At 66.7% G+C, this 19,100-nt stretch carries 19 protein-coding genes; 9 read left to right on the forward strand and 10 right to left on the reverse strand.

All coding sequences use genetic code 11. The features are described from left to right. Positions 1-18 precede the first annotated feature (18 nt). From ntrC to dusB, 3 genes are read right to left on the reverse strand one after another with little or no spacing between them, the layout of a single operon-like run. Positions 19-1,473 (reverse strand): nitrogen regulation protein NR(I), encoded by a 1,455-nt coding sequence (gene ntrC / locus ACZ1JS_RS05810; RefSeq protein ID WP_465168119.1) that lies wholly within the window; start codon positions 1,471-1,473, stop codon positions 19-21. Continuing rightward, positions 1,470-2,537, reverse strand: a complete 1,068-nt coding sequence (locus ACZ1JS_RS05815; protein WP_465168120.1) for a two-component system sensor histidine kinase NtrB — start codon at positions 2,535-2,537, stop codon at positions 1,470-1,472. Before ACZ1JS_RS05815 ends, ntrC begins: the two co-directional genes overlap by 4 nt. Further along, positions 2,513-3,508, reverse strand: a complete 996-nt coding sequence (gene dusB, locus ACZ1JS_RS05820; protein WP_465168121.1) for a tRNA dihydrouridine synthase DusB — start codon at positions 3,506-3,508, stop codon at positions 2,513-2,515. Before dusB ends, ACZ1JS_RS05815 begins: the two co-directional genes overlap by 25 nt. A gap of 92 nt (positions 3,509-3,600) precedes the next feature. Here dusB and ACZ1JS_RS05825 point away from each other — a divergent pair, with 92 nt between their 5' ends. From ACZ1JS_RS05825 to ACZ1JS_RS05835, 3 genes are read left to right on the forward strand one after another with little or no spacing between them, the layout of a single operon-like run. Then, positions 3,601-4,743, forward strand: a complete 1,143-nt coding sequence (locus ACZ1JS_RS05825) for a bifunctional 2-C-methyl-D-erythritol 4-phosphate cytidylyltransferase/2-C-methyl-D-erythritol 2,4-cyclodiphosphate synthase (RefSeq protein ID WP_465168122.1) — start codon at positions 3,601-3,603, stop codon at positions 4,741-4,743. Further along, positions 4,740-5,255 carry a hypothetical protein gene (locus tag ACZ1JS_RS05830; protein ID WP_465168123.1) on the forward strand — a complete coding sequence of 172 codons (516 nt, stop codon included), beginning with the start codon at positions 4,740-4,742 and terminating at the stop codon, positions 5,253-5,255. Before ACZ1JS_RS05825 ends, ACZ1JS_RS05830 begins: the two co-directional genes overlap by 4 nt. Positions 5,256-5,259: 4 nt before the next feature. Next, positions 5,260-5,799: a CinA family protein gene (locus tag ACZ1JS_RS05835; protein ID WP_242115472.1), complete on the forward strand. Its 540-nt coding sequence runs from the start codon at positions 5,260-5,262 to the stop codon at positions 5,797-5,799. Here the strand turns inward: ACZ1JS_RS05835 and ACZ1JS_RS05840 are convergent. Further along, positions 5,721-6,221 (reverse strand): type II toxin-antitoxin system RatA family toxin, encoded by a 501-nt coding sequence (locus ACZ1JS_RS05840; RefSeq protein ID WP_465168124.1) that lies wholly within the window; start codon positions 6,219-6,221, stop codon positions 5,721-5,723. The genes ACZ1JS_RS05835 and ACZ1JS_RS05840 overlap by 79 nt on opposite strands. Further along, positions 6,221-7,147, reverse strand: coding sequence for a lipoyl synthase (gene lipA, locus ACZ1JS_RS05845; protein ID WP_440491797.1), 927 nt, complete (start codon positions 7,145-7,147; stop codon positions 6,221-6,223). The genes ACZ1JS_RS05840 and lipA overlap by 1 nt, the downstream gene beginning before the upstream one ends. A gap of 107 nt (positions 7,148-7,254) precedes the next feature. Here lipA and ACZ1JS_RS05850 point away from each other — a divergent pair, with 107 nt between their 5' ends. Then, complete coding sequence (locus tag ACZ1JS_RS05850; RefSeq protein ID WP_345875796.1) at positions 7,255-7,881, forward strand: carbonic anhydrase; 627 nt, start codon at positions 7,255-7,257, stop codon at positions 7,879-7,881. Between the two features lie 42 nt (positions 7,882-7,923). Here ACZ1JS_RS05850 and aspS read toward each other — a convergent pair whose 3' ends face one another. Then, entirely contained in the window at positions 7,924-9,720 is a 1,797-nt protein-coding gene (gene aspS, locus ACZ1JS_RS05855; RefSeq protein ID WP_465168125.1) for an aspartate--tRNA ligase, read from the reverse strand. 108 nt (positions 9,721-9,828) lie between these two features. On the opposite strand from aspS, the gene rnd reads away from it, so the two are divergent. Beyond that, positions 9,829-11,004, forward strand: coding sequence for a ribonuclease D (gene rnd, locus ACZ1JS_RS05860; protein WP_465168126.1), 1,176 nt, complete (start codon positions 9,829-9,831; stop codon positions 11,002-11,004). Continuing rightward, positions 11,001-11,333, forward strand: coding sequence for an I78 family peptidase inhibitor (locus ACZ1JS_RS05865; protein WP_465168127.1), 333 nt, complete (start codon positions 11,001-11,003; stop codon positions 11,331-11,333). Before rnd ends, ACZ1JS_RS05865 begins: the two co-directional genes overlap by 4 nt. A gap of 201 nt (positions 11,334-11,534) precedes the next feature. On the opposite strand, the gene ACZ1JS_RS05870 is transcribed toward ACZ1JS_RS05865, so the two are convergent. Genes ACZ1JS_RS05870 through ACZ1JS_RS05885 form a run of 4 tightly spaced genes read right to left on the reverse strand, consistent with a single transcriptional unit; the run spans position 11,535 to position 17,069 of the window. Continuing rightward, positions 11,535-13,025: a Ppx/GppA phosphatase family protein gene (locus tag ACZ1JS_RS05870; RefSeq protein ID WP_465168128.1), complete on the reverse strand. Its 1,491-nt coding sequence runs from the start codon at positions 13,023-13,025 to the stop codon at positions 11,535-11,537. Next, positions 13,022-15,196, reverse strand: a complete 2,175-nt coding sequence (locus tag ACZ1JS_RS05875) for an RNA degradosome polyphosphate kinase (RefSeq protein WP_465168129.1) — start codon at positions 15,194-15,196, stop codon at positions 13,022-13,024. The genes ACZ1JS_RS05870 and ACZ1JS_RS05875 overlap by 4 nt, the downstream gene beginning before the upstream one ends. Continuing rightward, positions 15,193-15,831 (reverse strand): P-loop NTPase family protein, encoded by a 639-nt coding sequence (locus ACZ1JS_RS05880; RefSeq protein ID WP_242115463.1) that lies wholly within the window; start codon positions 15,829-15,831, stop codon positions 15,193-15,195. The genes ACZ1JS_RS05875 and ACZ1JS_RS05880 overlap by 4 nt, the downstream gene beginning before the upstream one ends. Next, entirely contained in the window at positions 15,828-17,069 is a 1,242-nt protein-coding gene (locus ACZ1JS_RS05885) for a heavy-metal-associated domain-containing protein (protein ID WP_465168130.1), read from the reverse strand. The genes ACZ1JS_RS05880 and ACZ1JS_RS05885 overlap by 4 nt, the downstream gene beginning before the upstream one ends. A gap of 59 nt (positions 17,070-17,128) precedes the next feature. Between ACZ1JS_RS05885 and purM the strand changes: the two genes are divergently transcribed. The 3 genes from purM to ACZ1JS_RS05900 are packed head-to-tail and all read left to right on the forward strand — an operon-like array spanning position 17,129 to position 19,048. Beyond that, on the forward strand, positions 17,129-18,235 hold the full coding sequence (purM, locus tag ACZ1JS_RS05890; protein ID WP_465168131.1) for a phosphoribosylformylglycinamidine cyclo-ligase: 1,107 nt from the start codon (positions 17,129-17,131) through the stop codon (positions 18,233-18,235). 40 nt (positions 18,236-18,275) lie between these two features. Beyond that, positions 18,276-18,797, forward strand: a complete 522-nt coding sequence (gene purN / locus ACZ1JS_RS05895; protein ID WP_465168637.1) for a phosphoribosylglycinamide formyltransferase — start codon at positions 18,276-18,278, stop codon at positions 18,795-18,797. Then, positions 18,794-19,048, forward strand: a complete 255-nt coding sequence (locus tag ACZ1JS_RS05900; RefSeq protein WP_465168132.1) for a hypothetical protein — start codon at positions 18,794-18,796, stop codon at positions 19,046-19,048. The genes purN and ACZ1JS_RS05900 overlap by 4 nt, the downstream gene beginning before the upstream one ends. The last annotated feature ends 52 nt before the right edge of the window (positions 19,049-19,100 follow it).

A 19,100-nucleotide genomic window follows, 5' to 3' on the forward strand; every position in this document is an offset into this window, starting at 1 on the left:
TGGTCAAAACCGAACCGATCAGCGTTCCTTGTCAGCATGATAGGGGCGCAGCGCCGGATCGATGCCGAGATCGTCGAGCCGCTTGCGGAGCGTGTTGCGGTTCAGCCCCATCGCCTTCGCCGCGCGCAACTGGTTGTTGGCGTGGCGATCTAGCATCGCTTCAATTAGCGGTCGCTCCACGTCGGAAATCAGCCGATCGTAGAGCGTGCCATTGTCGAGCGCGGCCGGTTCCTCGCGGGCGATGCGTCGCACCCAAGCGCGGACCGCTTCGTCGAGATCGGTATCGGGCGGCGCTGCGGGCCGACCGGTCGCCTCCCCCAGCCCGCCGCGCAACTCGGCCGCCTCGATCACCGCGTCGCGGCCGAGGACGGCGACGCGGCGCATCAGATTTTCCAGTTCGCGGACGTTGCCGGGCCAGTCGTGCCCCTCGAGCAGCGCCAGCGCTTCAGCGGTCAGCGACTTCCGCGGCAGGCCGTCGCGGGCGGCCTGATCGAGAAAGTGGCGTGCGAGCAGGGAAATGTCCTGTCGACGCTCGCGCAGAGGCGGCAGCGCAATCGGCACGACGTTCAGACGGTAGAACAGGTCTTCGCGGAACTGACCTGATTGGACCTGTGCTGCCAGCGTCTTGTTGGTGGCGGCGACGATGCGGACATCGGCGCGGATCACACGGGCACCGCCGACGCTGGTGAATTCGCCCGATTGCAGAACCCGGAGCAGCCGCGTCTGTGCCTCCATCGGCATGTCGCCGATCTCGTCGAGGAACAGCGTGCCGCCGGCCGCCTGTTCGAACTTGCCGGCCGAGCGCTGCGCCGCGCCGGTGAAGGCCCCGCGTTCATGGCCGAACAGCTCGGCCTCGATCAGTTCGCGCGGGATCGCCGCCATGTTGAGTGCGATGAACGGCGCGCGGCGGCGACGACCGAGATCGTGGATCGCGCGGGCGACCAGTTCCTTGCCGGTGCCTGACTCGCCGGTGACCAGAACGGTCAGGTCCGTGGCGACGACGCGAGCGATGACGCGGTACACGTCCTGCATCGCCGGCGATCGCCCGATAAGGGGCAGCGACGAATCTAGCGCTTCGACCGGCTGTTCGTCAGCCACCCCCGCTCGCCTTGCCAGCGCGCCGCGGACCGCGAGGGCGAGGGTGTCGAGATCGAACGGCTTGGGCAAATAATCGAACGCCCCCGCCTCCGTCGCGCGGACCGCGGTGGTCAGGGTATTGCGTGCCGACAGGACGATGATCGGCAGGTCCGGATATTCGGTGGCGAGCGACGCCGCCATCTCGAGGCCGTCGCCATCGGGCAGGACGACGTCGGTAACAAGAACCGCCGGCAGTCCGGCGCGCAACTCGGCACGTAACTGACCCAAGGTGCCGACGCTTTGAACGTCATGGCCCTCGCGGCGCAGCGCCTGGGCGACGACGGTACGGATCGCGGCGTCGTCATCGACGACCAGAATACGGGCCGCGCCGGTCATGCGCGCGGCAGGTGAATGCGGAACACGGTCATCGGCGGATATCCTTCACGGGCATAGCGGACCAGACCACCCATCTCACCGACCAGCTTCTCGACCATCGGCAGGCCGAATCCACGCCCCTCGCGCTTGCCGGATACGAAGGGTTCGAAAAGGTGGCCGGCGATATCGGCGGGTGCGCCGGGTCCATTGTCGGTGACGGTCAGTTCGATCGGTACGGCACGGCGCCCACTGCCCATGGCATGTGACATGCCATGGCGATAGGCGGTGCCGAGGATGATGCGGGGCGTTTCTACCTTGTCGAGCGCTTCGGCCGCATTCTTGAGCAGGTTCACCATCACCTGCACGAACGCGTCGCGATCGATGCGGACCGGCGGCAGCGACGGGTCGAAGCGTTCCTCGATCGTCACGCCGCGCGCGAAACCGGCGGAGGCGAGCTGTACCGCATGCGCCAGCACCGGGTAGATATTCTGCGTCACCAGGTCACGAGGCCGGTCGTCGGTGAAGTCCTGCATACGGTCGATCAGCGCGGCGATACGGTCGACTTCGGCAATGATGAGGTCGGTCAGCACCGGGCGGTCGTCGACGTCGCCCGACAGGAGCTGCGCCGCGCCGCGAATGCCCGATAGCGGGTTCTTGATCTCATGGCCGAGCATCGCCGCCGCGCCGATCGCCGCGCGCGCGCCGGCCGCCTGGGGCATGGCATGGCCGCTGCGCAACCCGTACAGCATGACGATCCGCCAAGCCGACCCGTGCGCGGCCGGGCTGTCGTGAAAGTCGACGCGCAGCCGCCCGCCGCGCTTCAGCTGCAGTTCGCAGTCATAGCTGGCAAAGGCACGCCCGTCGCGCTGCTCGGCATAACCCGGCGGCAGCGATATGATCTGTTCGAGCGACAGGCCGCGCATCGCCCGGTCGGACAGGTTCAGCAGCAGTTCGGCCGCGCCATTGGCATGGGTGACGCAGCCGGCTTCGTCGAGGACGAGCGCCGCGACCGGCAGGCCCGCGAACAGGTCCGCAAAGCCCGGCATCGCCGTCGCCGGGGTCACGCCGCCGCGCGCGAGCACCAAGGCGCGTAGAACTCGTCGAGCATGGCGAGCACGGTCTTGGCGCTCGCTTCCTGATTGACCTTGTTCCGGAAATCGGCCGAGCCGTGCAGCCCCTTGGTGTACCAGCCAATATGCTTGCGCATCATGTTGACGCCGGTTTCCGCACCGTAATGGTCGAGCATCATATGATAATGTTCGAGGATCAGGCGATATTGCTCCTCAACCGAGGGATCGTCGGGCACATGGCCGCCCGACAGCGCCGCCATCACCTGCGCCAGCAACCACGGCCGACCATAGGCGCCGCGACCGATCATGACGCCATCCGCGCCGGACTGGTCGAGTGCGGTCCGCGCGTCGTCGACCGAACAAATGTCGCCATTGACGATCACCGGCACCTTCACCGCGTCCTTCACTCGGCGGACGAACGCCCAGTCGGCATGGTCGCGGTACATCTGGTTGCGCGTACGACCATGAACGGTGACCATCTGCGCGCCCAGATCCTCGGCGATGTGCGCCAGTTCGGGGGCGTTCAGGCTGCTATGGTCCCAGCCCATTCGCATCTTGACGGTGACCGGCACCTTTACCGCCTTCACCACCGCCGCGATCAGGTCGGCGGCAAGCGGCAGGTCGCGCATCAGCGCCGATCCGGCATCGCCGTTCGTCACCTTGCGCACGGGGCAGCCCATGTTAATGTCGACGATCGCCGCGCCCTTGTCTTCGGCCAGCTTCGCCGCCTCACCCATCTCCAGGGGCGTGCAGCCGACGAGCTGCATCGATACCGGTTCCTCGACCGGGTCCCACATCGCCTTCTGGATCGACTGGCGCGTTTCGCGGATCGCGGCTTGGCTGGCGATCATCTCGGTGACGTTCAGCCCCGATCCGTGCCGCCGCACCATCTTGCGGAACGGCAGGTCGGTGACGCCGGTCATCGGCGCGAGGATCACCGGCGTGTCGATGACGACATCGCCGATACGGATGGGAGCTAGGGTCATGGATTGTGCCTGAAAATTGGGCAGCCCCTAGCGCAAAGCGTCGCGCAGGGCAAGGCTGGCGGGGGCGCGCGCCTTGCGCTAGGCGGGCGGCCATGCAGACCGGACCAACAGTCGCGCTGATCGTCGCTGCGGGCAGCGGCACGCGATCGGGCAGCGCCACCCCGAAGCAATTCGCCATCGTCGCCGGGCGGCCGATGGTCGCTCATGCCTATGCTGCGCTCTCGGCTCATTCGGGGATCGACCGGGTCGTCGTGGTGATCGGTGCCGAGCAGGCCGATGCGCTCCGATCCGCGATCGGTGACATCGAGTACGTCATCGGCGGCGCGACCCGGCGCGAAAGCGTCGCCGCCGGTCTTGCCGCGATCGGCGACGCGGCGCGGTTGCTGATTCATGACGCCGCTCGCCCATTCGTACCGGCCGAAACGATTGACCGCCTGCTCGCCGCACTCGACCAGGCACCGGGTGCGGTGCCGGTGCTACCGGTCGCCGACACGCTGGCCCAAGGCGGCGCGGCGCTGGGCGATGTCGTCCCACGCGCCTCGCTGGTCCGCGTTCAGACGCCGCAAGCCTTTGCGGTGCCGGCGATCCGCGAAGCCCATGCCGCATGGGACGCAAGCGCCGAAGCGACCGACGATGCGCAGATGCTGCGCGCGATCGGCCTCGACGTGGCGATGGTCGAAGGAGACCCTATGCTCGACAAGATCACCTACCCGGCCGATTTCGCCCTGGCCGAGGAGCGTGCCCTGCCCGCCCTCGTGTCGCGCAGCGCCACCGGATACGACGTCCATCGCCTCGAAGCCGGCGAGGAATTATGGCTGGGCGGGGTGCTGATCCCGCATGATCGCGGCCTGTCGGGGCATAGCGATGCTGACGTCGCGCTGCATGCCATCACCGATGCGCTGCTCGGTACGATCGGCGCCGGTGACATCGGCACCCACTTTCCGCCGAGCGATGCAAAATGGCGCGGGGCCGAGTTGGGGCAGTTCCTTGCCCACGCGGCCAAGCTGGTGCGCGCCGAGGGCGGCATCATCGATTTCGTCGATCTGACGTTGATCTGCGAAGCACCCAAGATCGGTCCGCACCGGGCGGCGATGCGCAGCCGGATCGCGGATATCCTTTCGATCGAAGAGCGACAGGTGAGCATCAAGGCAACGACCAGCGAGCGGCTGGGCTTCACCGGACGGCAGGAAGGGATCGCCGCGCAGGCGATCGCAACGATCCGGGTGCCGGCATGAAACGTCTTGCCGCCCTCCTCGCGCTGTTCGCCTGCGGTTCGGCTTCGGCGCAGACGCCCCAATCCTGCGTAACCCCCGCCGAGGCGGAGGCGCTGGTCCTGTTCGTCGCACCCGAACTGATCCGCCAGACAGGCGCACGTTGCGCCAACGCTTTGCCCGCGACCGCACTGATCCGGCGCACCGGCGGTCCGTTCCTGGCCCGCTATGAAGCCGAGACCGACGCGGCGTGGCCGCAGGCGAAGGCGGCGCTCGGCCGGCTGACCGCACCGCAGGCAATCCAGTTGCTCGATTCGTCGTTCGCCGCGCCGATCGTCGCCTCGCTGATCGCACCGATGGTCGTCGGCAATGTCGATCCGGCCGATTGTCCGCAAATCGAGCGCGCGGCAAACCTTGTCCAGTCCTTGCCGCCGCGCAACGTCGCCGGGCTGGTCGTGCTGTTCGCCCAGATCGATGCCGACCGCCCCAACCCCCAAATGCGCCTGCCGCTATGCGGACAACGCGCCCGGAATTGATGTGATGGATAGTATCTTGCCCCCCGAACTGGTCGAAGCCGCGCGTCGGGTCGTCGAAGCGAACCGCGCCGCGGGCCGGCGCATCACGCTTGCGGAGAGTTGCACCGGCGGGTTGGTGTCGGCAGCGATCACCGAGATACCCGGTTGCTCGGAAGTCTTCGGTGCCGGCTTCGTAACCTATTCGAACGAAGCCAAGGTCGACCTGGTGAAGGTCAGTTCCGACGTGCTGGAAACCTTCGGCGCGGTATCGATCGCGACCGCTTGGAGCATGGCGCAGGGCGCGCTGGAAGTGACGCAGGCCGATGTCGCGGTTGCGATTACCGGCGTCGCAGGTCCGGGCGGCGGCTCCGAGAAAAAGCCGGTCGGAACGGTCGTCTTCGCCCGCGCCGAGAAAGGCGGCGATCCGGCGAAGGTCGTCGCCGACCTGCGACAGTTTGGCGATCTGGGTCGCGGTGGTATCCGGCTTCAGGCGGCGCTGTGTGCGCTCGAACTGCTGCTGCCGCCGGAAGTCGCGCCGGAGGAACCGGTACCCGAATCCCCGTAAAGGGCGGCGGCGCGATCCTCGAACGCGCCGATCATCTTGCGCAGTGCGCGATCGAAAACCTGCCCCGCCAGCATTTCGAACATGCGGCTCTTGAACTGGAAGTCGACGCAGAAATCGACATAGCAGCCGCCCTGCCCGTCGGGCCGGAAGCGCCAGTCGTTGTTCAGATATTTGAGCGGCCCGTCGAGATAGTCGACGCGGATATGGTCGGGCCGCTCCTTCTGCACCTTCGACGTGAAGCTCTCGCGCAGCCCCTTGAACCCGACGATCATGTCGGCGACCATCTCGGTCTCGGTGCTCGACCGTACCCGGATCGCGCTGACCCATGGCAGGAACTCGCCATAGCGCGCGACATCGGCGACCATGTCGAACATCTGCTCGGGGCTGTAGGGCAGATGGCGGGTTTCGCTATGCTTGGGCATCAGGCGCGGACAACGCCCAGCTTGGCATCGCGGTTCGCCCGCATCCGTTCGAAATCGTCACCCGCGTGATAGCTCGACCGGGTGAGCGGCGACGACGCGACCAGCAGGAAGCCTTTGGCCCGGGCGATGGCGGCGAAGCCGTCGAACGCCTTGGGCGTGACGAAGTCGATGACCTTGGCATGTTTCGGCGTCGGCTGCAGATACTGGCCCATGGTCAGGAAATCGATGTCGGCCGATCGCATGTCGTCCATCACCTGATGCACCTCCAGACGCTCTTCTCCCAGCCCGAGCATGATGCCCGATTTGGTGAAGATCGACGGATCGAGCTTCTTGACGCTTTCGAGGAGCCGCAGCGACGCGTAGTAACGCGCGCCCGGGCGGATCGTCGGGTAGAGGCGCGGCACGGTTTCGAGATTGTGGTTGTAGACGTCGGGGCGCGCCGCAACGATCATCTCGACCGCCGCCTCATGCTTGTTGCGGAAATCGGGGGTCAGGATCTCGATCGTCGTCGTCGGGTTCGCCGCGCGGATGGCCTCGATCACCTTCACGAACTGCTTGGCACCGCCATCGGGCAAATCGTCGCGATCGACCGAAGTAATGACGATATGGTTCAGCCCCATCGCCGCTGCCGCTTCCGCAACATGCTGCGGCTCCATCGGGTCGACCGCACGCGGCATGCCGGTCTTGACGTTGCAGAAGGCGCAGGCGCGGGTGCAGGTGTCGCCGAGGATCATGACGGTCGCGTGCTTTTTCGACCAGCATTCGCCGATATTCGGACAGGCCGCTTCCTCGCACACCGTCGTCAGGCTCTTCGAGCGCATCAGCGCGCGGGTTTCCTGCACAACCTTGCCGGTCGGAGCCTTGACCCGAATCCAGTCGGGCTTGCGGGTGCGCTCGGGGCGGGGCAGCGGCGTCATCTCGTTCATGGGCGTCAGATAGCGATGCGCGAGGAAACGAACAACCGCCTGCAACGTTCGCGGCGCCCATGCGTCTAGCGACCGAGGGAAGATTTATACCATCGGACGGAGAATATTTGATGCACTTCAGCGACCTCAAGGAAGGCTATTATCGCTTCCGCGGCACCGAGTGGCAGCAGGAACGCGAACGCTGGAGCGAACTGGCAACGGGCCAGAGCCCGAAGGTCATGGTGATCGCCTGCTCGGACAGCCGGGTCGATCCGGCGACGATCTTCGGTGCACGGCCGGGCGAGATCTTCGTGGTGCGCAACGTCGCCAACCTCGTCCCGCCGTTCGAGGATGATGGCGGTCGACACGGCGTGTCGGCGGCGCTCGAATTCGCGGTGACCAAGCTGGAAGTCGAGGAAGTTCTTGTGCTGGGCCACGGGGCGTGTGGCGGCGTGAATGCCTGCCTTACCCAGTCATTGGCCAATACCAAGCCGGGTGAAGGCGGCTTCGTCGCCCACTGGATCGACTTGCTGGACGAAGCGCGCGAGAAGGTCGTGGCCGAGCATGGCACCGGCCCGGAAGGACAGAAGGCGCTGGAGCAGGAGGGCGTGAAGGTCTCGCTCCAGAACCTGATGACCTTCCCGTTCGTCAAGGAGCGGGTCGAGGCCGGCAAGCTGAAGCTCCACGGCGCGGTGTTTGCGATCGAGGACGGCCGTCTGCGCGTGCTCGAAGGCGAAACGTTCGAAAACGCGTGATCCGACGCGGGGCGGGGTTCTATTCCCGCCCCGCGAAACGCTTCAGCCTTCCTTCGGACCGTCGACGGTCACGCGGATATTCAGTTCGCGCAGCTGCGTGGGCGTCGCATAGTTGGGCGCGCCCATCATCAGGTCCTCGGCCTTCTGCGTCATCGGGAAGGTGATGACTTCGCGGATGTTCGGCTCGTCGGCCAGCAGCATGACGATACGGTCGACGCCCGGTGCCGAGCCGCCGTGCGGCGGGGCGCCGAACTTGAAGGCGTTGATCATGCCCGCGAAGTTCGTGTCGACGTCCTCCTGCGTATAGCCGGCGATCTCGAACGCCTTGTACATGATTTCCGGGCGGTGATTCCGGATCGCGCCCGACGACAGCTCCACGCCGTTGCAGACGATGTCATACTGATAGGCGAGGATGTCGAGCGGGTTCATCGTCTCCAGCGCTTCCATCTCGCCCTGCGGCATCGAGAAGGGGTTGTGGCTGAAATCGACCTTCTTCGCGTCCTCGTCATATTCGAACATCGGGAAGTCGACGATCCAGCAAAATTCGAACCGCTTGTCGTCGATCAGCCCCAGCGTCTCGGCGACGCGGGTGCGGGCGAGGCCGGCAAGCTTGGCGGCCTGCGCTTCCTTGCCGGCGGCGAAGAACACGCCGTCATCGGGACCGAGACCGAGCGCTTCGGCGATCTTCGCCATGCCTTCCTCGCCATGGTTCTTGGCGATGGGGCCGCCCCATTCGCCGCCCTTGCGGGTAGCGTAACCGAGGCCGGCAAACCCTTCGGACTGGGCCCAGGCGTTCATGTCGTCGAAGAATTTACGGCTCTTGTCGGCGGTCCTGGGTGCCGGCACCGCACGGACGACATCGCCCGCCTCGACGATCGAGGCGAAGCGGCCGAAGCCCGAGCCGACGAACAGATTGGACACGTCGGTGATGAGCAGCGGGTTGCGCAGGTCGGGCTTGTCGTTGCCGTATTTCAGCATCGATTCGCGGTAGGGGATGCGCTTGAACGGCAGCGGCGAGACGGTGCGGCCCTTGCCCTGCCAGTCCGCATATTCCTCGAACACGCCGTGGAGCACCGGTTCGATCGCGGCGAACACGTCTTCCTGCGTGACGAAGCTCATCTCGAAATCGAGCTGGTAGAATTCGCCCGGCGAACGATCGGCGCGGGCGTCCTCGTCGCGGAAGCAGGGCGCGATCTGGAAGTAGCGGTCGAAGCCGGCAACCATCAGCAGCTGTTTGAACATCTGCGGCGCCTGCGGCAGCGCGTAGAACTTTCCCGGATGGACGCGGCTGGGGACCAGGTAATCGCGCGCGCCTTCGGGCGACGACGCGGTCAGGATCGGCGTCTGGAATTCGGTGAAGCCCTGATCGATCATCCGGCGGCGCAGCGACGCGATGACGTTCGAGCGCAGCAGGATGTTCGCGTGGAGCCGTTCGCGACGCAGATCGAGGAAGCGATAGCGCAGGCGGATATCTTCCGGATACTCGGCCTCTCCGGCGACCGGCATCGGCAGTTCCTGCGCCGCCGACTGGAGCGTCGCGGCGCGGGCATAGATTTCGATCGCGCCGGTCGCGAGGTTCGGGTTCCTGGTCGCCTCGCTGCGCAGCTTCACGCTGCCATCGATGGTCAGCACCGATTCGGTACGCGCCGATTCGAGCAGCGCGAGCGCGGGCGAGTCGCTGTCGGCGACGATCTGGGTAATGCCGTAATGGTCGCGCAGGTCGATGAACAGCACGCCGCCATGGTCGCGCTTGCGATGCACCCAGCCCGACAGGCGGACGGTGTCGCCGTCGTTCGCGTCCGTGAGCTGGCCGCAGTTATGAGTGCGATAGGCGTGCATCGGTAAGACCCTTGGCGGTGTTTCACTAAAATAGTGATTTCTGGATGTGCGCCGCTTCCCTCCCCCACCCCCTTTTGTCAAGGCGCGGAACCTTGCTATGCGGGCGTGATGCATATCCATCCGTTGATCGAGGACAGCGCGACCCTCGCCGCCCTCTGTACCCGCCTCGCCACGTCCGACTTCGTTGCCGTCGACACCGAGTTCATGCGCGAGAACAGCTATTGGCCCGAACTGTGCCTGATCCAGATCGCCAATACCGAGGAAGCGGCGGCGATCGATCCGATGGCGCCGGGCATCGACCTGACGCCGCTGCTGCACCTGCTGACCGATAACGAGGACGTGCTGAAGGTCTTCCATGCGGGGGGGCAGGATATCGAGATCGTCTACAACCTGACCGGCAAGACCCCCTTCCCCATGTTCGACACGCAGGTCGCGGCGATGGCGCTGGGTCAGGGCGAGCAGGTCGGCTATTCGAACCTGGTCGACGCTTATCTGGGGATCACGGTCGACAAGGGGGCACGGTTCACCGACTGGTCGCGCCGGCCGCTCGACGACCGGCAGATCGACTATGCGATCGCCGACGTGACGCATCTGTCGGTGATCTTTCCCAAGATGCTGGCGAAGCTGCGCAAGACCGGGCGCGGGCTGTGGCTGGACGAGGAAATGGAGCGGATCGGCGATCCATCCAATTATTTCAACGATCCCGAGACGGTGTGGCAGCGCATTCGCGTCAACAGCCGCAAGCCCGAGGTGCTGGGCCGGCTGAAGGCGCTGGGCAAGTGGCGCGAGTTGGAGGCGCAGGGCAAGGATCTGCCGCGCGGGCGGATCGTGAAGGATGAGACGATCGCCGATCTGGCGGGCAATCCGCCGCGCAAGCAGGCCGATCTGGCCAAGGTGCGCGGGCTGTCGGCGGCATGGGCGCACAACGATATCGGGGCGCGCATGATGAGCGCGCTGGCCGAGGCGCGGCCGTTGCCGGCCGATGAGATGCCGGGGCGCGACGAGCGCAAGCCGGCATTGGGCAAGGAAGGGGCACTGGTCGCCGACCTGCTGAAACTGCTGCTGAAAATCCGCGCGAACGAGATCAAGGTCGCCGCGCGGCTGCTGGCGCGGTCGGACGATCTGGAGGCGCTGGCCGCCGGGCAGCGCGACGGGCTGTCGATCCTGAACGGGTGGCGGTTCGAGCAGTTCGGGCGCGATGCGCTGGCACTGGTCGAGGGTCAGCTTGGGTTCACCGTGCTGGGTGGACGATTGAAGATGACCCGAGCGGAGGTGGTGGAATGAAGCAGTTTGCGCTGATGGCAGTAGCGGTGGCCGGCTGTGCCGAACCGCAGACGCCGCCGCCGGTACGGACCTCGCCGCCGACAATGGGGTCGCGGCCGGTCGGGCCGGTCGGTGCGCCGCAGATCGATAGCTGCGGTCTGGGCTCGATCGCCGATGTGGTCGGCAAGGCGGTGACCGAAACCCTGCCCGAGGATGCGCGCAAGCGGTCGGGTGCGCGGACCGTGCGAGTGATCCGGCCGGGAATGATGGTGACGATGGACTTCCGACCCGACCGGCTGAACATCGACCTCGACGACAAGGGCGTGGTGACCAATTTGCGCTGCGGTTGATGCTTGCGGAAGTTGACAAAGGTTACGGTACGTCGATCTTTCAAGCCTTATAAACGCCAATGAATGCAATGGGTTGAGTTGCGCGATGGGCGCGGAAGTTGACACGTTGCCATTTTGACGTTCGCGAGGCGCGTTCCGTGATCCCGACGGTGAAAAGAGCGGCCGGACGGTCGCAAATCGGGGGCGTGTAGGAAAGCGGCGTCAGGACGTGACCAGTGCCGTTTCCATGCCCAGCGCCGTCGCCAGCGCCTTGTGCCGTTTCTGAACAGCTTCCCCGTACAGCGCGGCATCGCGGCCGGGGACGACCAGTTCGACCTGACCGCGACCGCGGCGCAGATCGGTGCGCTGGAGCGGAGCAGCAACGCCGCCGCTGAGGCGCTGGCCCAGGCGCATGGCGAGGCCCCAGCGGTGCGCGACGGAAAGCGCCGCTGCCGGGGCGAGGCGGGGCAGCGGATCGGGGGGGACGTCGCCGCCGCCGCCGAGACAGCTATAGAGCGCTTGTGCGACGATCGCGCGGCCGGCGGCGTCGATCGCGACCCAGTTGCCGTGCAGCGCGATCTCTACGCCGCGTTCGGCGCGGAATTCGGGATTGGCGTGCCAGCCAACATCGGCGAGCAGACAGGCGGCATGGCGCAGCCGGACCATCGCGGCATCGTCATCCGGGAATAGCGGCGCGATCCATTTGTGTAGCAGGTCGCCATGTTCGGCGAAGCGGCCCTGCCGGGCCCCTTCGTCATGGGCGGCGATCAGCAACGGATCCTGTGCGCGGACATCGGCGGGCAAAGCGGCGTAGAGCAGCCCTTCGCGCAGGCCATAGGCCGATACCGTAGTCGTCGCCGAACCGAGATGCTTGGTCATCGACGCCAGCACCGCCGTCGCATTGTCGAGCGTCGGCACGCGCCCGCCCGACAGGTTCGGCACGGCCTTCAGATCGGTGCGAGGAAGATCGGCAAGAACCTTTCTCAACGCATTGATTCGATTGAGTGATATGGCATAGCCATGGGCGATCGGCAGCGGATAGCCGGTCAGATGCATGTCGAGCCGGGCAAGCGCGCGCCATGATCCGCCGACGAGATAGAGGGGCAGTCCCCGTCCCTGCCCCGCCCAGCCGGCGTCGCGCACCATCCGCTGTACCGTGCGGTCGAGTTCGCCCGCGCGTCGTTCGCGGATCGCGCCGATACGCAGCACACCGAGCGGAAAGGAGACACGCTCGCCGAGCTTGCCGCCCCTTACCCGGACCAGTTCGAGACTGCCGCCGCCAAGGTCGCCGACGATGCCGTCGGCATCGGGGATCGCCGACAGCACGCCGTGGCCGGCAGCCTGCGCCTCCTCCTCGCCCGACAGCGTTTCCACGCTCAGGCCGCAGCTTTCTGCGAGCGCAATCAGGTCGCGGCCGTTGCTGGCGTCGCGGACGGCGGCGGTGGCGACGGTGCGGACGACATCGACCTGCATCTCGCGCGTCAGCCATGCGAAGCGGGCAAGCGCGGCGCCGGCAACGCGAAACGCCTCCGCGTCGATCGTGCCGGTCGCCGCCAGCGAGCGGCCGAGGCCCGCCAGAACCTTTTCGTTGAAAAGCGTCGCCGGGATGCGATCCGGCCCGCCATAGACGACCAGACGGATCGAGTTCGATCCGATGTCGATGATCGCGCTATGGGCGATGGTGGCGGGACGGCTCCACGGCAATCGGATCACATCGTTCCTTCCCGGGCGGCGCGCCACGCACGCAGCGACAATTTCTGCGGTACCGTCGCCGACCCGCTCTCGATCGCCGCACCGCGCCCGGACAGCGACGGGTTGGTCATGAAATAGCGGTGCAGGTTGAACGGCTTGTCACCCTTCGCCATCCGGCGATAGCTGCCGTCGGGGCCGAGGTCCCAGCTCTGTTCGGTGTCGAGCAGATTGGCGACCATGACCTGGTCGAGCACCTGGTCGTGAACGGTCGGGTTGGTGATCGGCAGCAGATATTCAACGCGGCGGTCGAAATTGCGCGGCATCCAGTCGGCCGACGACACATAGACCAGCGCTTCATCGTTCGGCAGCGCCTGTCCGTTGCCGAAGCAATAGATACGGCTGTGTTCGAGGAAACGGCCGACGACCGATTTGACGCGGATGTTGTCGGACATGCCCGGCACGCCCGGCCGCAGGCAGCAGATGCCGCGCACGATCAGGTCGATCTGCACGCCCGCCGCCGATGCTTCGTACAGCTTGTCGATCAATGCCGGATCGACCAGCGAGTTCATCTTCAGCCAGATCGAGCCTTCGCCGCCGGCGCGGGCGGTCTGAATCTCGCCCTCGATCAGCGCCTCCAACCGGTCGCGCAGGTCGCGGGGGCTGATGGCGAGCTGTTGCAGCGCCTGCGGTTCGACATAGCCGGTGATGTAGTTGAACACCTGCGCCGCATCGCGCCCGATCACCGGATCGGCGGTGAAGAAGCTGAGGTCGGTGTAGATGCGCGCGGTGATCGGGTGATAATTGCCGGTGCCGAAGTGACAGTAGGTGCGATAGCCCTGTTCCTCGCGGCGGACGACCATCGAAATCTTGGCGTGGGTCTTCCACTCGATAAAGCCGTAGACGACCTGCACCCCGGCACGTTCGAGCACCGAGGCGAGGTTGAGATTCTGTTCCTCGTCGAAACGGGCCTTTAGTTCGACGACGGCGGTCACCGACTTGCCGGCCTCGGCAGCGGCGACCAGCGCGGCGACGACGGCGGATTGCTTGCCGGCGCGGTACAGCGTCTGCTTGATCGCGACGACATCGGGATCGGCGGCGGCTTGCTTGAGGAAGGCGAGCACGACGTCAAAGGTTTCGTACGGGTGGTGGACGACGATGTCCTTTGCCCGGATCGCCGCGAAACAGTCGCCGCCATATTCGCGGATGCGTTCGGGGAAGCGCGGGGAAAAGGGCGGGAATTTCAGGTCGGGCCGGTCTTCCGCGACCAGCATCGACAGGTCGCCGATGCCGAGGAACCCGCCGGTTTCGGTGATCAGCGCATCGCTGCCGCCCATTTCGTCGCGCAGCAGCTGGACCAGTTCGTCGGAAATGCCCGATTCGATTTCGAGGCGGATGATCCGGCCGCGACGGCGGCGTTTGATCGCGGTACGGAAATAGAGGACCAGATCCTCGGCCTCTTCCTCCAGTTCGATATCGCTGTCGCGGATGACGCGGAAGGCGGCGGAGGCGCGCACGGTATAGCCGGGGAAGAGCTGGCCTGAGAAATGGCGCAGCACGGTCTCGATCGCGACATAACGCGCCGACTTGCCCGGCAGGCGGACGAAGCGCGGCATCGCCGAGGGCAGCAGCACGACCTCGCGCACCTCGACCTCGTCCGACCGGCGGATCAGGTCGAACAGCATCGCCGAACCGAGATTCGGGATGAACGGGAACGGGTGCGCCGGGTCGAGTGCCTGCGGGGTGAGCACCGGGAATAGCTGATCGCGGAAATAGCGGGCGAGCCATTCCTCGGTCTCACCATGCAGCGCATCGGCGCCGAGCACGCTGATATCCGCCTCGGCCAGTTGCGCGGCGATATCGCGCCAGATGCGCTGCTGGCTGTCGACCAACCCGGCGGCGTCGACAGTGATGGCGGCGAGTTGCTGCGACGGGGTCAGGCCGTCGACCGATTCATGGCCGACCTCCTGCATCTGCTGCCCCTTCAGACCCGCGACGCGAACCATGAAGAATTCGTCGATATTGGTCGCCGAGATCGACAGGAAGCGCAGCCGTTCGAGCAGCGGGTGGTCGGGGTTGCACGCTTCGTCGAGCACGCGGCGGTTGAACGCCAGCCACGACAGTTCGCGGTTGAAATAGCGTGCCTCGGGCGCGGCGGCGACGGTGGTGCGGGCGGAGGGGACGGGATCGTTCACAGCAGGCGGTCCAGCAGCAACGGATTGCCGGCCAGCGCGGCGCGCGCGGCGGGAACGGTGAGACGGCGCGTCGAGCGCAACATGGCATCTTCCTCCAGAGCCTCGACGATGCGAAGCACCGCAAGGTGGCTCCGTTCGACGCGGCGGGCAAGCCAGCGCACCAGATCGGGCGCGGCGACGAGTTCCTTCCTGTCGAAGAGATATTGCAGCAGTGTTTCGATCAGCACATCGTCGGGCGCTTCAAGGCGCAGCACCGGCGTCGCGTTGATGCGCGAGCGCAGGTCGGGCAGCCCGATCCGCCAGATCGGCGGGGCGGCATCGGCGACGATCAGCAACGGGCGGGCATCGCTCTGTGCCCGGTTCCATGCGTGGAACAGTTCGGTCTCGCTCCAGCGATCGGCATCGTCGGCGATCGTCCCGCCACTCTTCGCCGCGAACAGCCGTGCCAGCAGCGTACGGCCCGATTTGCGCGGGCCGACCAGCAACGCCGCCTGGACCGGCCAGGTCGCGAAATGATCGAGATGGTGGACGGCGGCTTCGTTCGACGGCCCGACGAGGAACAGGTCCTGCCGGGCGCCGGCGGGAAGTTCGAGAGGCAGGGTAAGCTGAACCGTAGCGCGAGGCAGACTGGTCATTCCTGCGGCGCACTCGGAGGGGCGGTCGGGGTCGAGGCGGCGCGACGACGGATACGGAGCACGCCGTCGCCCTGTTGCACCTGCCACCCGCGCGATTCGAGCGCGGCGCTGAGGATGGCGATATCGCCATCGAAGGTCACCCGCAGCACCGATACGCCGCCGAGCGCGAGGCTGGAGGTCGCCGCCGAGCGGACGCCGGGGACCGATCGCAACGCGGCCTCGGTCAATTCGACCGCCGCGACGGTCGGGGTGTCGGCCTGGATCGACAGGGTGACGCTGTCGCCGGTCGGAACCGGGGTCGGGGTAGCGCCCGCGTCGATGCTGGTCGGGTCGACGATCTCCTCCTCGTCGGGCAGGATCACGCTGCCCGGTGGCGGGGCGGCGAGGACGAGGTCGGGGCGGAGCGCACCGCTGCGCAGCCCCTGTTGATACAGCGCGTCGAGGCGGCGGACGCCTTCGTCGAGCAACGCCGGGACCGCATCCCCCTGATTGACGCGGAGCGAGAAGCTGCCGAGCAGACGGTTGTCGGGGCCGTAGCCGGCGGTGAAGGTGCCGATCACCGGGCCGCCGGGCCATTGGCGATACAGGCGGACCTGCGGGATGAGCACGTCGGATGCGCCATATTGGTTGAGCACGGTGCGCCACCAGCCCCGGCCGCGCCGCGTCACCTGTCCGGCGTTGAGCAGCAGCCCGTCGGCGCCGGTGCCGCTGGGGCGGACATAGTCCATGACGCTGCCACCGGTGCGGAAGCGCGCCCATGCCGCCTGCCATGGCGTCGCCCGTTCGAACACGGTGCCGGTGCCGCCGTCCCAGATCAGCGGCACCACCAGCATGGCGGGCGAACGTTCGGATACGCCGGCGATGCCCAGGATCGAGGCGGCGCGACCGCGATTGAACAGTACGCCCAGCCGGGCGATGTAGCGGTTCGGGCCGATCTGTTCGCTTTCGACGACGATGCTGGTCACCAGCGAATCGAGCGTGCCGTCGGGCAGCGAGCGCGCCTGTCCCGTCAGCCGTTGCGACAGCATCTGCCAGCCCTTGCGCTGGGCGAGGCGCCAACCGGTGGTGCGCGCCGCCTCCGCCGTCGGGCCGGCGACGTCGACGCGCACGCCGTTCACCTCGAAGCTGCCCGATCCGTCGACCGGCGCGACCCCGCCTTGCTGGGCCACGACCGCCCCGGTCGCGACCACGCCCAATGCGAGGGCGGCAAGGATGCGGCGGGGCTGAACCAAAATCATGCGCGCCTTTTGACGAAGCAGGCGTGGAAATCCAAGCGCGATGTGGCTAGTCGGACCCAATGAGCAACGAAGCGGACCGCGGCGGCGGCTATACCTACGCACAGGCAGGCGTCTCGATCGCGGCGGGCAACGCCCTGGTCCGCGCGATCGGACCGCTGGCCAAGTCGACGCGGCGGCCGGGGGCCGATGCCGAACTGGGCGGGTTCGGCGGGGTGTTCGATCCGAAGGCGGCGGGGTTCAAGGATCCGTTGCTGGTCGCCGCCAATGACGGCGTCGGTACCAAGCTGAAGCTGGCGATCGAACACAATGCGCATGACGGGGTCGGTATCGATCTGGTCGCGATGTGCGCCAACGACCTGATCGTGCAGGGTGCCGAGCCGCTGTTCTTCCTCGACTATTATGCCAGCGGCAAGCTGGTCGCCGATACCGCCGAGCGGGTCGTCGCCTCGATCGCCGAGGGGTGCCGGCAAGCCGGCTGCGCGCTGATCGGGGGTGAGACCGCCGAGATGCCGGGCATGTATGCCGATGGCGACTATGACCTTGCCGGCTTCTGCGTCGGCGCGGTCGAGCGCGAGCAGTTGTTGACCGGGGACAAGGTCGCGGTCGGCGACGTCATCCTCGGGCTGGCGTCGTCTGGGGTTCATTCGAACGGCTTCTCGCTGGTGCGGCGACTGGCGGTCGACAAGGGGTGGAAGCTCGACCGCCCTGCCCTGTTCGATCAGGACGTGCTGCTGATCGACGCGCTGATGGCGCCGACCAGGATCTACGTGAAGTCGCTGCTGCCGCTGCTGCGCGAAGGGCGCATTCACGGGCTGGCGCATATCACCGGCGGCGGATTGCTGGAGAATATTCCGCGCGTGCTTCCGCAAGGCGCGCATGCCACGGTCGATGCCGATGCGTGGGAACAGTCGCGGCTGATGGCGTTCCTGCAGGCACAGGGCAATATCGAGCCAGAAGAGATGGCGCGGACGTTCAACTGCGGCATCGGCATGGCGGTGCTGGTCGCTGCCGAAGACGCCGCTGCGGTCACGACGGCGCTGGAGCAAGCGGGAGAGACCGTCGTGCGCATCGGCACGGTCGATGCGGGCGACAAGGGCTGCACCGTCAAAGGCAGCGCGGGCACGTGGAGCGCCCGTGCCGACTGGAGCGCGACGCATCTTGGCTAAACACCGTGTCGGGGTCCTGATTTCGGGGCGGGGATCGAACATGGCGGCGCTGATCGAAGCGGCCAAGGCGGCGGACTGCCCCTATGAAATCGTGCTGGTGGCGTCGGACAAGCCCGATGCCGCCGGCCTGGCCCATGCCGCCGAACAGGGTATCGCGACCTTCGCCCAGTCGCCCCGCGGCATCCCGAAAGCGGAATATGAAGCGGCGATCGACGGGGCGCTGCGGGACGCAGGGGTCGAGACGATCGCGCTGGCCGGCTATATGCGCCTGCTGTCGGACTGGTTCGTCGGACAGTGGCGCGACCGGATCGTCAACATCCATCCCTCGTTGCTACCGGCCTATAAGGGGCTGGATACGCATGCCCGTGCGATCGCCGCCGGCGATACCGAGGCGGGCTGTTCGGTGCATGTCGTCACCGAAGAACTCGACGCCGGGAGCGTATTGGCGCAGGCGCGCGTTCCGATCCTGCCCGACGATACGCCTGATACGCTGGCGGCGCGGGTGCTGGTGGAGGAACATCGCCTCTACCCGCGAACCCTGGCGGAGTTTGTGACGCGATGACCGAGATGCTCGACCATATCCGTGAAGCAGTGAAGGTATTGCCGGGGGTCGAGGAACGGCAGGAGGACGGCGCGACCGTCTTTCTGGTTGAGGGCGAAGCGTTCGTCCGGGTGGACGGCGCGGCGACGGTGCGCGGCGACGATGGCTGGATAGCACTGCCCGGTGACGACGGGACGGCGATCGACGATGCGGTCGCCCATGGATGGGAGCTGGCGGCGCCACGCGGACTGCTGGAGGCAGGCGGGCGTTAACCCCGTTTCGGTGCAGTAACGCTTCCCCGGCCCCTATCCAGCGACGTCGCGA

The organism is Sphingomonas sp. BL-S-05 (assembly GCF_055521695.1).

What these genes read in the sequence shown, in the direction of transcription:
- ACZ1JS_RS05840 (WP_465168124.1), bottom strand. Translation starts at nt 6,221, where the DNA reads ATGCCCAAGCATAGCGAAACCCGCCATCTGCCCTACAGCCCCGAGCAG.
- lipA (WP_440491797.1), bottom strand. Translation starts at nt 7,147, where the DNA reads ATGAACGAGATGACGCCGCTGCCCCGCCCCGAGCGCACCCGCAAGCCC.
- ACZ1JS_RS05825 (WP_465168122.1), top strand. Translation starts at nt 3,601, where the DNA reads ATGCAGACCGGACCAACAGTCGCGCTGATCGTCGCTGCGGGCAGCGGC.
- purM (WP_465168131.1), top strand. Translation starts at nt 17,129, where the DNA reads ATGAGCAACGAAGCGGACCGCGGCGGCGGCTATACCTACGCACAGGCA.
- purN (WP_465168637.1), top strand. Translation starts at nt 18,276, where the DNA reads ATGGCGGCGCTGATCGAAGCGGCCAAGGCGGCGGACTGCCCCTATGAA.
- rnd (WP_465168126.1), top strand. Translation starts at nt 9,829, where the DNA reads ATGCATATCCATCCGTTGATCGAGGACAGCGCGACCCTCGCCGCCCTC.
- ACZ1JS_RS05865 (WP_465168127.1), top strand. Translation starts at nt 11,001, where the DNA reads ATGAAGCAGTTTGCGCTGATGGCAGTAGCGGTGGCCGGCTGTGCCGAA.
- ntrC (WP_465168119.1), bottom strand. Translation starts at nt 1,473, where the DNA reads ATGACCGGCGCGGCCCGTATTCTGGTCGTCGATGACGACGCCGCGATC.
- ACZ1JS_RS05900 (WP_465168132.1), top strand. Translation starts at nt 18,794, where the DNA reads ATGACCGAGATGCTCGACCATATCCGTGAAGCAGTGAAGGTATTGCCG.
- ACZ1JS_RS05885 (WP_465168130.1), bottom strand. Translation starts at nt 17,069, where the DNA reads ATGATTTTGGTTCAGCCCCGCCGCATCCTTGCCGCCCTCGCATTGGGC.
- ACZ1JS_RS05835 (WP_242115472.1), top strand. Translation starts at nt 5,260, where the DNA reads ATGGATAGTATCTTGCCCCCCGAACTGGTCGAAGCCGCGCGTCGGGTC.
- aspS (WP_465168125.1), bottom strand. Translation starts at nt 9,720, where the DNA reads ATGCACGCCTATCGCACTCATAACTGCGGCCAGCTCACGGACGCGAAC.
- ACZ1JS_RS05830 (WP_465168123.1), top strand. Translation starts at nt 4,740, where the DNA reads ATGAAACGTCTTGCCGCCCTCCTCGCGCTGTTCGCCTGCGGTTCGGCT.
- ACZ1JS_RS05880 (WP_242115463.1), bottom strand. Translation starts at nt 15,831, where the DNA reads ATGACCAGTCTGCCTCGCGCTACGGTTCAGCTTACCCTGCCTCTCGAA.
- dusB (WP_465168121.1), bottom strand. Translation starts at nt 3,508, where the DNA reads ATGACCCTAGCTCCCATCCGTATCGGCGATGTCGTCATCGACACGCCG.